Origin of the sequence: Nocardia sp. NPDC019219 (genome assembly GCF_040632645.1) — a bacterium.
Classification (GTDB): domain Bacteria; phylum Actinomycetota; class Actinomycetes; order Mycobacteriales; family Mycobacteriaceae; genus Nocardia; species Nocardia sputorum.
The window spans coordinates 368,990-382,427 of record NZ_JBEYCG010000001.1 but is presented as its reverse complement, the minus strand read 5'-3'; the positions used below and the strand labels follow the sequence as shown (position 1 = coordinate 382,427).

Genomic DNA, 13,438 nt, shown 5'->3' with positions numbered 1-13,438 from the left:
CCACGGCGTATCGCCTGCCCACAGTCGTTCGCCCGGTGACCGGGCGTCGTCAGGATAGTTCCGGAATCACGCCGACGAACGGAAGGAACAGCATCCTGTGGCAACCACAAACGGCGGGTCCGCACGGGTCGCGGTGATAACGGGCGGTTCTCGCGGCATCGGCCGCGCGTGCGCCGAACGTCTTGCCGCTGACGGGTTCGCGGTTGTCCTGAATTTCGCGTCGAATGCCGCCGAGGCCGACGACACCGCCGAAGCCATTCGTGGCGCCGGGGGCGTAGCGGTGACGGCCCAGGGGGACGTCGCCGACGAGTCCGCGATGGCGGAGGTATTCGACCGGGCGGAAAGCGAATTCGGCGGAGTCGACGTCGTGGTGCACGCCGCGGGCCGGATGCAGCTCGCGCCGCTGGTCGATCTGGATCTGGCGGTGCTCGACAGCACCTACCGGACCAATATCCGCGGCACATTCGTCGTAGATCAACAAGCGGCGCGGCGGCTGCGATCCGGTGGCGCGATCATCAACTTCTCCACGTCGGTGGTCGGCACCGCGTTCCCGACCTACGGGGCCTACGCCGCCAGCAAAGGAGCCGTCGAGGCGCTGACCATGATCCTGGCCCGCGAACTGCGGGGCCGGGACGTGACGGTCAACGCGGTGGCGCCCGGGCCGACCGCCACGGATCTGTTCCTCGACGGAAAAGACGATGCCACCATCCAGCGACTCGCCGACGCCGTGCCGCTGCAGCGACTCGGCACACCAGCCGACATCGCCGCCGTGGTGGCATTCCTAGCCGCCCCGCAGGGACATTGGGTCAACGGTCAGGTCATTCGCGCCAACGGCGGACTCGTGTGACCGAAACACCGTCGGCTCGCGATCGCAACTCTCGAGCGCGATCGCGAGCCGACGGGTCGGTCAATTCGATGCTTTCGCGGTCGTGCTGGTAGCCGGGGCCGCGGATTGCGTTGTGGTCGTGGTCGGTTCAGTGGTGGTGGGCTTCGTCGTCTCGACCGGCGCCGCGACCGGTGACGGGGCCGGAGTGGTGGCCGCCGGTGCCGTGGTCGTGGTCGTGGTCGGCGCGACCGTGGTGGTCGGACTGCTCGTGCTGCCGGTCGTCGTGGGAGCGGCGCCGGTGGGCGTCGCCGACGTGGTCGAAGTCTTGGCGGGTTCGGTGGTCGGCGTCGCCGAGGTGGTCTCCACCGCCTTGTACACGGCGGCCAGATCGGCTTCTTGCGGCTTGGACGTCGGGTCGACCTGCTTACCGGCCTGCGCCTGCTTCGCCAGATGGGTGAGCCAGGCCGCCGCGTACTCGGCCGAGGTCAGCGGCTTGCCCGCGGCGGGGTCGGCATCGTCCCAGTAGTCGAAGTGGTGACCGGTGTGGTTCGGGCCGAGCGTGAGGTTGTACGGGTCGCTCAAGATCACGGGAATCGTGTTCTGATTCGTCACGATGAGGCCGACGATCTCGTTGAGCACCTTCTGCGGCAGGTATGCCAGCGGCGACATCTCGTTGGTCGAAATCGAATCCGCCTTCGCCGGGGCCTTCTTCTCTCCCGGCTTGTACGCCGGATCGGAGACCCGCAGCAGCACTTCCAGGAAGGTCTCGTCGCTCTGCATCCAGTTCGGCTGCGACTGGATGTCGGCGAACGCCGCCAGCGCGATCCGGCCCAGCACCACCGCCACGTCCTGCCCGGTCGCCGGCGTCAGCCCGTCGCGTTCCAGGGCGTCGACGTTCAGCTGCCTGCCGACGTTGACCACCAACTGCAGCAGCGAGATGTTCTGCGGCGCCGAACAGGTCAGATCGCCGTCCGAGCAGAACGACGCGATCTTGCCGTTCAACGCACCGAAGTCACCGCTGGTGCCCTGCACCGCACCTTGGCCGGGGACCGGGTTGGTGCCGTTCTGATATTGCTGGTCGAAGCCGTCCGGGTTGCCGAACGGGTCCTTCGACCCCGGGAACGGCCCGTCTCCCGCCGAGCGGCCCGAGTCCGCCAGGATGACGACACCGACGACATCGTCCGGATCGACGACTTCATAGGCCCCGTCCTGGCCGGGCTCCTGATGGCCGATCTTCATCGCGACGCGGCGCACGACGTCGGCGCCCTCGCTGTACCCGACGATCGAGAACTTGGTGTCGGGGCAGGCCCGCGCGATCTCCCGCATCACCCGCTCGGTGTTCGCGACACCGGCGTTGACGGCGTCCTCGTAGGTGGCCATGTTCGCCGGATAGGCGATGTAGACCGCGGCGTACGCGTCCGGATCGACATCATCGGCCGGCGCGTTGACGACCGGATCGACCCACTCACTGCTGTGGTCACCGGACAGCGCGGCGGGCAGCGGGTTGCCATTGGCGTCCACCAGCATCTTGGTGGTGCCCTCGACCGGGGTGTCGTTACGACCGGCCACCGAGATGGTGACCATGTCGCGGCATTCCGTGACGGACGTCGTGAGCTGCGTATCCCTGGTTTGCGGCGACGACGTCAGTGCCAGCGAGGCGGCGACGACCGCCGCCACCCCCAATGCCGCCGGGGCGGCAACGGCCGAAGCGATCCGATGCCGCGCGAAGAACTCGCGAAGAGCCATGTCCTGTTTCCCATTCCATACACCGACAAAGTGGACGGACAAGCCCCCCGACGGGCCATACGTCACCGAGAACGTCGTGGTAGGGAACCCGAGCGTTACTCGGGTGGGTGCTCAGGAGAAGTACGTCACCCGCGCGCCATGTCCACGAAGCGGGACAGATGCAGCTGATGGGCCACGGTGATCGTCGCGGTCGGGCCGTTACGGTGCTTGCCCAGAATCAGGTCCGCCTCGCCGCCGCGCGGGTCGTCGCGCTCGAAAGCGTCGGGACGATGCAGCAGGATGACCATGTCCGCGTCTTGTTCCAGGGATCCCGACTCGCGGAGATCGGACACCATTGGGCGCTTGTCGGTTCGCTGTTCGGGACCACGGTTGAGCTGGCTGATCGCCACCACCGGCACTTCGAGTTCCTTGGCCAGCAGTTTCAGGTTGCGGGAGAAGTCCGAGACCTCCTGCTGCCGGGATTCGACCTTCTTGCCGGAGGTCATCAGCTGCAGATAGTCCACCACAACGAGTTTCAGGTCGTGGCGTTGCTTGAGCCGCCGCGCCTTGGCGCGAATCTCCATCATGGTCAGGTTCGGTGAATCGTCCACGAACAGCGGCGCCTCGCTGATCTCACTCATCCGCCGCGCCAGCTTGGTCCAGTCGTCGTCGCTCATCCGCCCGGACCGCATGTCCCCGAGCTTGATCTTCGCTTCCGCCGACAACAACCGCATGACGATCTCGGTCCGGCTCATCTCCAGGGAGAAGATAACGCTCGCCAAGCCGTGCTTGATCGAGCAACTACGCATGAAATCCATTCCCAGGGTCGATTTTCCAACTCCAGGCCTGGCCGCGACGATGATCATCTGGCCCGGGTGCAGGCCGTTGGTGATCTCGTCGAGTTCGGTGAAACCGGTGGGGACGCCGAGCGAGATGCCGCCGCGGCTGGCGATGGAGTCGATCTCGTCCATCGTCGGCTGGAGCAATTCCTCCAAGGGGAGGAAGTCTTCGCTGGTGCGGCGTTCGGTGACCTCGTAGACCTCGGCTTGGGCGCGGTCTACCACCTCGGCGACGTCCTGCCCGTCGGCGCCCGCGTAGCCGTACTGGACGATGCGGGTGCCCGCCTCGACCAAGCGGCGCAGAATGGCCTTCTCGGCGACGATTTCGGCGTAAAAGCCGGCGTTGGCCGCGGTCGGCACGGTCTGGGTGAGCGTGACCAGATAGGGCGCGCCACCGATGCGCTTGAGTTCGCCGCGGCGGTCGAGCCCCGCGGCGACGGTCACCGGGTCGGCGGGTTCGCCGCGCCCGTAGAGATCGAGGATGGTGTCGTAGACGGCCTGATGCGCGGGACGGTAGAAATCGCCGGGACGAAGGACCTCGACGACGTCGGCGATGGCGTCCTTGCTCAACAGCATGCCGCCGAGCACCGACTGCTCGGCCGCCATGTCGTGCGGCGGCTGGCGGCCGAAGTCTTCGCCGGGAGGTTCGGGCGGGAAGTCCGTGTGCCCGCGGTCATCGGTGGTTGTCACCAGACTCGACCGTCCTCTCTACCCCACGACCGGGTTCCACCCTGTCGACTCGTTTTACTCCCGGGCACCGACACGTTTGGGAAAGCCGTTGACCAGGGCTCCAGCTACCGCCGCGGCACCCGCCCGCGCACGCGATGGGAAGCGATCCGCGCGCAGCGATGCGACGAACCTAGGCGACCCGATGGGTGTGGACCAAACCGCGCTGTGCACACAGCTGTGGATAACTTGGGGAAAGTTCACCAAACCGTGTGCAGCCCCTGTGTACAACTTGGGGAAAACGCAGGTCTGCCAGGTCAAATACGCAGATAGATATGCGCTTCCGCGTTTTTCCAGGTGTGGATTAATGAAGTACCGGCGTGTCGGCCGAGTTGAACAGCCGGGCGTGTTGGGTTAACAGAACGTGAGCCGCATATGACTTGAATCACATTGCGGACGGTCGGTTTGACCGGTAATCCACAGGCTGGACGAATAAGGCGCAGCCGCGAGGTCATGCGACGCCCCGATTGTCCCGAATAACGCTCTCGAGTATCCGGCAAACACTCAGCTATGAATGGGCCTCGAATGACAAGGCACAGCTGAGGACCACTCCCATCGCTGAGACGGGAGTGGTCCTCGACGCTCTGCCTCGATCAGGCGGCAGTGACCGTGAGGTCGAACTTCGCCGCCACGTCCGGGTGCAGGTGCACCACGATGACGTGCTTGCCGGTCGTCTTGATGTGCGCCTTCGGCAGCTCGATGCTGCGCTTGTCGACGACGGGGCCACCCGCCGCCTTGACGGCCGCCGCGACGTCCGACTGGGTCACCGAGCCGAAGAGCTTGCCGGTGCCCGCGGTCTTGACCGCCAGCGAGACCGACTCCAGACCCTCGAGGGCCTGCTTCAGCTCGTTGGCGTGGTCCAGGTCGCGGACCCGGCGGGCTTCCTGCGCCCGGCGGATGCCCTCGACCTGCTTCTGCGCGCCACGGCTGGCCAGGATCGCCAGACCGCGCGGCAGCAGGTAGTTGCGGCCGTAGCCGTCCTTCACCTCCACGGTGTCGCCGGGGGCACCGAGGTTGTCCACATCAGCAGTCAGAATCAACTTCATTTGCGTGCCTCCCTTTCTCAGCGAGCCGTCGACACGTAAGGCAGCAGAGCCACCTCACGCGAGTTCTTGACCGCAACCGCGACGTCGCGCTGATGCTGGACGCAGTTGCCGGTGACGCGGCGGGCGCGGATCTTGCCGCGGTCGCTGACGTACTTGCGCAGCAACGCCGTGTCCTTGTAGTCGATCGTGACGGTTCCGGTCTTGCTCTCCTTGCAGAACGAGCAAGCCTTCTTCTTGAGCACCTTTTCGCGCGCGGGCGCTTTAGGCATGGTCTTGTACTCCGTAATCACTGATGGCCCGACGCGAGCGGGCCGCTGTGGCCGTTCTCAGAACGGCGGTTCGTCATCCATGCGGCCGCCGCCCCCGAAGGAGCCGGCCGCGGGCGCACTGCCCCAAGGGTCGTCCTCGGCACCGCCGGAACGCCCACCGCCACCACCGGAGGAGGCGTAGTTGCCACCGCCGCCGGACCCGAAGCCGCCGCCACCGCTGCCACGGCTGGTCTTGTTGACCTTCGCGGTGGCGTAGCGCAGTGAGGGACCGACCTCGTCGACCTCGAGCTCGACGACCGTGCGCTTCTCACCCTCGCGGGTTTCGTAGGAGCGCTGCTTGAGCCGTCCGCTCACGATGACACGGGAACCTCTGGTCAGGCTTTCGGCGACGTTCTCCGCGGCCTCCCGCCAGATATTGCAGCGCAGGAACAGCGCTTCGCCGTCTTTCCATTCGTTCGAATTACGGTCGAACACACGGGGAGTCGACGCGACGGTGAAATTCGCCACCGCCTGTCCCGCCGGTGTGAATCGAAGCTCCGGGTCGGCCGTCAGATTTCCGATGACGGTGATGACCGTGTCGCCTGCCATGTGGTTCCTCCTGCTCGGTGTGCAGTCCGCGTCTCGCTGTTGCGCTAGAGCCTAGGCACAGGCTCCGACGCAAACGAGGGTTGCCGGACTACTTGTCGTGGCGCAGAACCTTGGTGCGCAGCACCGTCTCGTTGAGACCCAGCTGGCGGTCGAGCTCGCTCACGGTGGCGGGCTCGGCGGTCAGATCGACCACGGCGTAGATGCCCTCGGCGTGCTTGGCGATCTCGTAGGCGAGCCGGCGGCGGCCCCAGATGTCGACCTTGTCGATCTTGCCGCCCTCGGTGCGAACGACACTGAGCAGGTTGTCCAGCGACGGACCAACGGTGCGCTCGTCCAGGCTCGGATCGAGGATGACCATCACTTCGTAATGACGCACGGACCAATCACCTCCTGTGGACTAGGAAACGGCCACGGACGGTCCGTGGCAGGAGGGTCGTTGCGTCAGCAACCCGAACAGGCTACATGAGCGGCGGCTGAGCAGTGAAATTGCCCCGGCGCGCGGTCCGGGCGGGCAGGCGACCGCGCCGCGCGTTCGCGTCCGTAGGAAGGGGGAACGGCGGCACCGCCCGGACCGTCCGCTTAGGGTGGATCCATGCCGACCGGACTCGCCGCCAGCGACTTGCCCGCGGGTCGCGTGCGACGCCGTGCGGCGCTGGCCATGGTGGTGGTACTGCTCTGCGGTCTCGTCCTCGCCCTGGCGTACGCGAACAAGGCGCGCTGTGCGGGGGCGCCGTTCGACCGGGACGGGCGCAGTACGGTTTTCGATGTCATCAAGGACTCCGACGTCTGCTATTCGGATATCCAGTTCCTCTGGCTCGGCAGAGACATCAACGAACACGTCTTCCCCTACGTGACCGGCGGCATCACCGACGACGGCGCGTTGGTGGGCGGCGCGGTGGAGTATCCGGTACTCAGCGGTGTGCTGATGTGGCTCGGCGCGACCGGCGCGCACAACGACGCCGATTTCCTGCGGTACTCGGCGCTGCTGCTGGCGCCGTTCGCACTGCTGACCGCGTGGATGCTGGCTCGCCTGGCCGGTTGGGCCGCCCTGTTGTGGGCGGCTGGACCGCCGCTCGTGCTGTATGCCTTTCACAATTGGGAGCTCCCGGTGGTGTGCACCGCGGTGGCGGCCGTCTACGTGATGGCGGCGCCGACCCGCTACTCCGTGCGGACCAGGGGAATCGTGGCCGCTGTGCTGCTCGGGCTCGGATTCTGTCTCAAGCTGTACCCGGGGATCTTCGTGCTGCCCCTGCTGGCGTACGTGCTGACCGGGGGCGAGCGCGCGGGAGAAGGGCCGCGGCGCAGGCTGGACGTCCGGGGCGCTCTGCTCACCGCGGCCGCGGCAGTCGGCACCGTCGTCGCGGTGAACCTGCCGTTCGCGCTGGCGGGGTACGAGGGCTGGCGCGCGTCGATCACCTTCCAGCAATTGCGGCAGGCCGACATCACCACGAATTCGATCTGGTATTGGGGACTGCGGCCGATGTTCGGTCCGGACGCGCGCAGCGAGGCGGCGTTTCAGCAAGTGGTCTCGGTCGCTTCGCCGCTGCTCGTGCTCGCGGCGTTCGCGCTGGCCATGTGGCTCGGTGGGAAGCGCTACCGGACGACCGGCGTGTTCCCGTGGGTCGGGGTGAGCGGCGCGATGCTGTGTGGATTCCTGTTGTTCCACAAGGTGCATTCACCGCAGTACACGTTGTGGCTCGTGCCGTTCCTGGTATTGCTCGAGGTGCCGTGGTGGTTGATCGGCAGCTATCTCGTCGCCGACGCGGCGATCGGCATCGGGGTGTTCCGGTACTTCTACTCGATGGGCTCGGGCACCGCGGTCGAGCAGATGGAGAACGTCGTCGAGTTCGGTGTGTGGGGGCGCGCCGGCCTGCTCGTCGTGTTGTTCTTCGTGTTCCTGTGGGCGCTGCCGCGCGGGAGCCGGTCGGCGGCGTCCCCGGTGCCGCGCTCGGACCCCCGCAATCTGGTCCCGGTCGTCTAAGGCCCGCCGTGCCTGGCGCGGAAGGCGGCGCTCTTGGCCCGATTGCCGCACAGCGTCATGTCGCACCAGCGGCGGGAGCCGCCGCGGGAAGTGTCCACGTAGAGCCGGGTGCAGGCGGGTCGGCCGCACTCTTTGACGAGTGCCCCGCTGCCCGAGAGCTCGATCGCTGAACGCGCGATGGCGGCCAGCGCCGCGTCCGCGTCGCCGGAGCGGACGACCGTGCCGTCGGCGCGCAGGCTGATCGAGGGCGGTGCGGCGTCGGCGAACGCGTTGACAGTCCGGCGGTCGGCGTCGTCGAAGGTGCGTCCCTCGGCGGCGGCGTGCGCCATGCGGTAGGCCGCCTCACGCAGGCGGACCGCTCGGGCGAGAGTGTCGGCGTCGCTGTGCGGGGGGTGGTCGAGCAGTCCTGCGGCGACGATCCAGTCGGCGAGCGCGGCGGGGGTGGTGAGGATGTCCTCGAACGTGGTCGATCGCGCCTTGACGGTGCCGGCGAAATCCAGGGCGAGGTCGCCGCTCACGAAGGTGAACACTCTCGCATGATAACCGCCTTGACAGGTTAGTTCGGCGAATGCGACCGTGATAACCACCCTAGGTGGTTAGTTGCAGGAGGGTCCGTGCAGAGTCGATTCGAGATGGCGGCCGCGCAGCCGGTGTTCGTCGTGTTGTGGAGCAGCGCGTTCATCGCCGGTGTGATCGGGGTGGGCGCCGCGCCACCGCTGATGGTGTTGTTCGTGCGCTTCGCCGTCGCAGGGGTCCTGCTCATGGCGTATGCGGTCTTCGCGCGCGCCGCGTGGCCGCGTGGCCGCACGTTGCGGCACGTGCTCGTCGCCGGGTTGCTGATGCAGATGGTTCAGTTCGGGGCCTTCTACACGGCGATGGCCGAGCATGTCTCGGCGGCGGTGATCGCGCTGGTACAGGGCCTGAATCCGGTGGTCATCGCGCTGTGCGCCGGACTGATCGGCGAAGTGGTCACGCTGCGGCAGTGGTTCGGCTTCGGCATCGGCGGAGTCGGGGTCGCCCTGGCGGTGTTCGACCAGTCCCACTTCTCCGCGACCGGACTGCTGTTGTGCGTGGTGGGACTGCTCGGCCTGAGCATCGGCACCGTGTATCAGAAGCGGTTCGCGCCCGCCGTCGATCCGAAGGCCTCCACGGCGCTGCACGTGGCGGTGAGCGCGCCGATCGCGGGGGCGCTGGCTTGGGTGTCGGGTCAGGCGCAGGTGTGGGACGCGGGCCGGTTCGCCGGGTCGCTCGTCTGGATGGTGCTGGTGAACTCCATGGCCGCGTTCCTGCTGCTCAACGCCATGCTGCGGCGGTGGGATGCGACGAGGGTGGGCAAACTGTTCTTCGCGACGCCCGCCGTGACCGCGATCCTGGCCTGGCTGCTGATCGATCAGCCGTTGCGGCTGCTGACGGTCGCCGGGCTCGGTATCGGCCTGGTCGGTCTGGTGTTCGCCGCGCGCACGCCGACCGGATCGGCGGCCGGGGCGCGCAGGCCGGTGCCTGCGGCGCGGTGACCTACTTGCGCCCGCTCTGCCACTGCATGCCCCACTGATAGGCCTGGTCGAGTTCGCGCTGGGCGCCGTTGACGTAGTGCACTTCGCGATGCACGGTGATCCCGGCCCCCTGGTTCTGCAGCAGAGCGATGGCGCACGAGCGGGCGCCGTCCACCGGAGAGTCGAGCCGCATTTCGACCTGCGGACCGGCTGTGGGATACAGCGTCACCACACCGTCGGCGGCGGCCCAGTTGGGCACGCCCTCGTAGATGAAGGCGAAGATCAAGATGCGCCGGAACAATTCGGGCCTGGCCAGGTCGATGTGCAGGTTCTCGCCGGTAGCGGCCGAACCGCTGCGATCGTCGCCGTCGAGCCGGATGTAGGGCTCGGCCTCCAGCGTGCCGAAATTGTTCCCGATCGCCTGGACCACGCCTTTGGCACCGTTGGACAGTTCGTAGAGGCAGCCGAGGTCCAGATCCACGGGCTTGGACCGGCGGAAGAAGCCTTTGGATCCGCTCGACCAGTTCAGGTTGACCCGCATGGTGCCCTGCTGCTCACCGGGCTTGGTCAGGTTGATGCTCGGTGTCGCCTTCGACAGGGTCACCTTGGACAGGTTGACGCCGCCGGGGTTGTCGTCGATCGCCATGGCGCGATCCCCCCTCTCGAAACGAGAGCGGCAGCGGCCATCCGTCGGATGGGGCCGCTGCCGCAACAGGTCTTCGGCTGCTTGCCGGAGATCAGCCTACCGGCGTCGGTTCTCGTTCGCTGTCCAGTTCCTCCTCGTCCGCTCGGCCGTTGCGGACGATGCTCGTGATGAACGCCGCGCCGATGAACGCGACGCCGACCATGCCGGTGATGAGCTCGTTGATGTGCACGCCGATCGAGACCAGCAGGATGGCCGCGAGCGCGCCGATCGCCCAGTGCGCGCCGTGCTCCAGGTAGACGTACTCCGACAGGGTGCCCTTGCGGACCAGGTACACCGTGATCGACCGGACGAACATGGCGCCGATCAGGCCGAGGCCGAGCGCGATGATGATCGGGTCGGAGGTGATGGCGAACGCGCCGATCACGCCGTCGAAGGAGAACGACGCGTCGAGCACCTCCAGATAGAGGAACAGGAAGAAGCCCGCCTTACCGGTGGCCTTGGCCAGCTCGGATGGGCCGCCTTCGGTGTGCTCCTCGGTGTGGAACATGGAGCCGAGGCCGTCCACCGCGATGTAGGTGATCATGCCGAGCAGGCCGGCCACCAGGACGGTCGAGCGGTGCGCTTCGTCAGCGATGTACTCGGCCGTGAGGATCAGGCCGGTGCCCGCGACCACCACGGAGAGCATGTCCAGCTTGCCCGCCTTGGCCAGCGGCCGCTCCAGCCAGCTCAGCCAGGTGATGTCGCGTTCCTCGAAGATGAAGTTGAGGAACAGCAGCGCCAGGAACATGCCGCCGAACGCCGCGATCTGCGGGTGCGCGTCGGTGAGCAGCTTCTCGTAGCTCGGGCTGCCGTCCGGGAAGGTCAGGGCGTCGCCGGGGGGCGGGTTGAGGGCCAGGTCGAAGGCCCGGACCGGATCCAGCCCGGCCGTGATCCACACGATGGCCAGCGGGAAGACCAACCGCATACCGAAGACGGCGATCAGCACGCCGATGGTGAGGAAGATCCGCTGCCAGAACGCGCTCATCCGCTCCAGGACGGTGGCGTTGATCACGGCGTTGTCGAACGAAAGCGACACCTCGAGGATGCCGAGGATCGCGGCGAGCGCGAGGGCGGTCGGTCCGCCGTACACCAAGGCGACGACGAGCGATACCACCGTGACGACCAGGGACATGCCGAATATGCGCAGGACCACGCTGGGACCTTTCGTGAGTTATAACGAGGCGGCGACGGTTGCTACCAGCGTGGCTGCTGGATCGCCGGTTGTCCAACGCGCTCCCAGGGCGCCGGCATGCCTGGGGTCGCACGACGAGGGGGCCCGTCACCGGGCCCCCTGCGAACAGCGAAGTGTTCCTTAGACGTTCACGCCGTAGTCGCGGGCGATGCCCGCCAGACCGGAGGCGTAACCCTGGCCGATCGCGCGGAACTTCCACTCCGCGCCGTTGCGGTACAGCTCGCCGAAGACCATGGCGGTCTCGGTCGAGGCGTCCTCGGTGAGGTCGTAGCGGGCGAGCTCCTCGCCGTTGCTGCGGTCCACCACGCGGATGTAGGCGTTGCGGACCTGGCCGAAGGACTGCGACCGGGAGTCGGCGTCGTAGATCGAGACCGGGAAGAAGATGCTCTCGATCGTGGGCGGGGTGTTCGCCAGGTCGACGTTGATGACCTCGTCGTCGCCCTCGCCCTCACCGGTCCGGTTGTCGCCCGCGTGCTCGATCGCGCCATCGGGCGACCGCAGGTTGTTGAAGAAGACGAAGTGCTGGTCGGACAGGACCTTCTTGTCCGCGCCGGTCGCGATGGCGCTCGCGTCGAGGTCGAAGTCGGTACCGGTGGTGGTCCGCACATCCCACCCGAGGCCGACCGCAACAGCAGTGAGGTTAGGCGCCGCCTTGGTCAGCGAGACATTGCCGCCCTTGGACAAACTGACACCCATGCGGGATTCCCTTTCAATAGTCCGTCATTGGTTCCCAGCATGTCCGAATCGCCGGGTACGCCATACGACAGTAGTAGGTTTCCGCGAACTTGCGTAGGAACCGGCGCAACCCCCGGCGAACAGGAACATCTCCTACCATCGGGGCGTGGCAGGGCGCAGGCGCGGTTGGTTCCGTTCGTCGGGACACGACGAGTGGATCGAACACGCCCGCGCCACCCTGGCGACGGCGTTCCTCGACATGGACCGGCGGCAGAGCGCGGCCGACGCGGCAGTGCACGCCGCCGAGCAGATCTTCCCGGAGCGGCGGATCGGCGCGCGCTGGGAAGCGGTGCGCCACAGATGTTATGGGGCGGCGGAGGTCTACCTGACGCTGAGCGCGGAGCTGGAGGCCGCGCAGCAGGGCGGCCCGCCGGTCGCGCGGGGCCGGGAGCGCGTCGACGCCGCGATACGGCAGCTGACCGACGCGGCGCGCGCGGTCGACGAGTTCTACCGCGGCGACCAGGGCAAGTTCGAAGAGGCGGTGGCCGTGCTCGGCGCGGTGCCGCAGCTGGTGCAGCAGGTGAAGGCCGCCGCGGCCGGTGTGCGCGGCCGGGCCGCCGAATCGGAGTTCGAGCACTATCCGTCGGTGCGCGAGCGCGCCGCCGCGGTCGATGAGGCGCTGGTCACACTGGAGGCGGCGGGTGCGGGCGCACCCGCGAGCACGGTGCGGGAGGCCGCGAACCGACTACAGACGGCCACCGGTGAGCTGGCGGATGCCTTGGCGCAAGCCCCATCTCGGGCCGGGGCGGCGAACACCGCGATATCGTCCGTGACAACCCGCCTTGCCGCCGTCCGGACCAGGGCGGAAGGGGTTCCGCAGGCGTTCTCGGCGCTGCTGCGCGAGTTCAATGCTGCGAGTTCGGCCGATCTGGCTAACAATGAGCGGGAAAGCCAGCGAGCCATCGAGGCCGCGGACGCGGCCCTCGGCAGGGCGCGTGCGGCGGCGGCAGAGAACAATCCGGAGTTAGCACTTGATCTGACCACATCCGCGCGCGGGTACCTCGCCGAGGCCGAGCAGCGAGTCGACGCCGTCACCAAGCGGCTGACCCTGCTGCGTGCGATTCGGTCCGACCCGCAAGAACAGGCCAAGGCCGTACGATTCCGGTTGCGGGACGCGCAAATGCTCGCGGTGAGCCGTGGGCTGGTCGCCGAATGGGGTTCGGTGCTCGACGCGCAAGCGGCGCGGATCGACCGAATCAGCGAAACACTGTCGGGGCGTCACCCCGACTACTGGGCCTATGTGGCGGAACTGGATGCCGTCACCGAATTCATAGCCGGGGTAGTGGATCGAATGAGAAGACAAGCAGGACCACGACGAGAATGAGGATGGGGC

Annotated in this window: 14 protein-coding genes; 4 read left to right on the top strand and 10 right to left on the bottom strand. The window is 67.3% G+C overall.

Translation table 11 applies throughout. The annotated features are described in order from the left end of the window. Positions 1-97: 97 nt before the first annotated feature. Positions 98-847, top strand: a complete 750-nt coding sequence (locus tag ABZ552_RS01810; RefSeq protein ID WP_281876396.1) for an SDR family oxidoreductase — start codon at positions 98-100, stop codon at positions 845-847. 60 nt (positions 848-907) lie between these two features. Here ABZ552_RS01810 and ABZ552_RS01805 read toward each other — a convergent pair whose 3' ends face one another. The 6 genes from ABZ552_RS01805 to rpsF all read right to left on the bottom strand — a co-directional run bounded on the left by ABZ552_RS01805 (position 908) and on the right by rpsF (position 6,395). Further along, a complete protein-coding gene (locus ABZ552_RS01805) occupies positions 908-2,572 on the bottom strand; it encodes a cutinase family protein (protein WP_281876395.1) in 1,665 nt (554 codons plus the stop codon). A 125-nt stretch (positions 2,573-2,697) separates the two neighbouring features. Then, positions 2,698-4,080 (bottom strand): replicative DNA helicase, encoded by a 1,383-nt coding sequence (dnaB, locus tag ABZ552_RS01800; RefSeq protein WP_281876394.1) that lies wholly within the window; start codon positions 4,078-4,080, stop codon positions 2,698-2,700. 629 nt (positions 4,081-4,709) lie between these two features. After that, complete coding sequence (gene rplI, locus ABZ552_RS01795) at positions 4,710-5,162, bottom strand: 50S ribosomal protein L9 (RefSeq protein WP_281919363.1); 453 nt, start codon at positions 5,160-5,162, stop codon at positions 4,710-4,712. Between the two features lie 17 nt (positions 5,163-5,179). After that, positions 5,180-5,431 (bottom strand): 30S ribosomal protein S18, encoded by a 252-nt coding sequence (rpsR, locus tag ABZ552_RS01790; RefSeq protein WP_043700357.1) that lies wholly within the window; start codon positions 5,429-5,431, stop codon positions 5,180-5,182. A 57-nt stretch (positions 5,432-5,488) separates the two neighbouring features. Beyond that, positions 5,489-6,019, bottom strand: coding sequence for a single-stranded DNA-binding protein (locus ABZ552_RS01785; protein ID WP_281876392.1), 531 nt, complete (start codon positions 6,017-6,019; stop codon positions 5,489-5,491). 88 nt (positions 6,020-6,107) lie between these two features. Continuing rightward, complete coding sequence (rpsF, locus tag ABZ552_RS01780; RefSeq protein WP_040871220.1) at positions 6,108-6,395, bottom strand: 30S ribosomal protein S6; 288 nt, start codon at positions 6,393-6,395, stop codon at positions 6,108-6,110. 216 nt (positions 6,396-6,611) lie between these two features. On the opposite strand from rpsF, the gene ABZ552_RS01775 reads away from it, so the two are divergent. Continuing rightward, positions 6,612-8,000: a hypothetical protein gene (locus ABZ552_RS01775; RefSeq protein WP_281876391.1), complete on the top strand. Its 1,389-nt coding sequence runs from the start codon at positions 6,612-6,614 to the stop codon at positions 7,998-8,000. Here the strand turns inward: ABZ552_RS01775 and ABZ552_RS01770 are convergent. Further along, positions 7,997-8,530, bottom strand: coding sequence for a CGNR zinc finger domain-containing protein (locus ABZ552_RS01770; protein ID WP_281876390.1), 534 nt, complete (start codon positions 8,528-8,530; stop codon positions 7,997-7,999). The two genes, ABZ552_RS01775 and ABZ552_RS01770, sit on opposite strands and share 4 nt — an antisense overlap. Positions 8,531-8,614: 84 nt before the next feature. On the opposite strand from ABZ552_RS01770, the gene ABZ552_RS01765 reads away from it, so the two are divergent. After that, the gene (locus tag ABZ552_RS01765) at positions 8,615-9,514 is read left to right on the top strand and encodes a DMT family transporter (protein ID WP_357435206.1); all 900 of its coding nucleotides are present in this window, start codon (positions 8,615-8,617) and stop codon (positions 9,512-9,514) included. 1 nt (position 9,515) lies between these two features. On the opposite strand, the gene ABZ552_RS01760 is transcribed toward ABZ552_RS01765, so the two are convergent. The 3 genes from ABZ552_RS01760 to ABZ552_RS01750 form a co-directional block, all read right to left on the bottom strand. Continuing rightward, positions 9,516-10,139 carry a Tellurium resistance gene (locus ABZ552_RS01760; protein WP_281876386.1) on the bottom strand — a complete coding sequence of 208 codons (624 nt, stop codon included), beginning with the start codon at positions 10,137-10,139 and terminating at the stop codon, positions 9,516-9,518. Between the two features lie 91 nt (positions 10,140-10,230). After that, positions 10,231-11,331 (bottom strand): DUF475 domain-containing protein, encoded by a 1,101-nt coding sequence (locus ABZ552_RS01755; protein ID WP_281876385.1) that lies wholly within the window; start codon positions 11,329-11,331, stop codon positions 10,231-10,233. 159 nt (positions 11,332-11,490) lie between these two features. Further along, entirely contained in the window at positions 11,491-12,066 is a 576-nt protein-coding gene (locus ABZ552_RS01750) for a TerD family protein (RefSeq protein ID WP_195090739.1), read from the bottom strand. 145 nt (positions 12,067-12,211) lie between these two features. On the opposite strand from ABZ552_RS01750, the gene ABZ552_RS01745 reads away from it, so the two are divergent. Then, entirely contained in the window at positions 12,212-13,429 is a 1,218-nt protein-coding gene (locus tag ABZ552_RS01745; protein WP_357435203.1) for a hypothetical protein, read from the top strand. The last annotated feature ends 9 nt before the right edge of the window (positions 13,430-13,438 follow it).

Bases quoted from the DNA above. Each gene is read 5' to 3' on its own strand.
- ABZ552_RS01805 (WP_281876395.1), bottom strand. From the start codon at position 2,572: ATGGCTCTTCGCGAGTTCTTCGCGCGGCATCGGATCGCTTCGGCCGTT.
- ABZ552_RS01750 (WP_195090739.1), bottom strand. From the start codon at position 12,066: ATGGGTGTCAGTTTGTCCAAGGGCGGCAATGTCTCGCTGACCAAGGCG.
- ABZ552_RS01760 (WP_281876386.1), bottom strand. From the start codon at position 10,139: ATGGCGATCGACGACAACCCCGGCGGCGTCAACCTGTCCAAGGTGACC.
- ABZ552_RS01785 (WP_281876392.1), bottom strand. From the start codon at position 6,019: ATGGCAGGCGACACGGTCATCACCGTCATCGGAAATCTGACGGCCGAC.
- ABZ552_RS01775 (WP_281876391.1), top strand. From the start codon at position 6,612: ATGCCGACCGGACTCGCCGCCAGCGACTTGCCCGCGGGTCGCGTGCGA.
- rplI (WP_281919363.1), bottom strand. From the start codon at position 5,162: ATGAAGTTGATTCTGACTGCTGATGTGGACAACCTCGGTGCCCCCGGC.
- rpsR (WP_043700357.1), bottom strand. From the start codon at position 5,431: ATGCCTAAAGCGCCCGCGCGCGAAAAGGTGCTCAAGAAGAAGGCTTGC.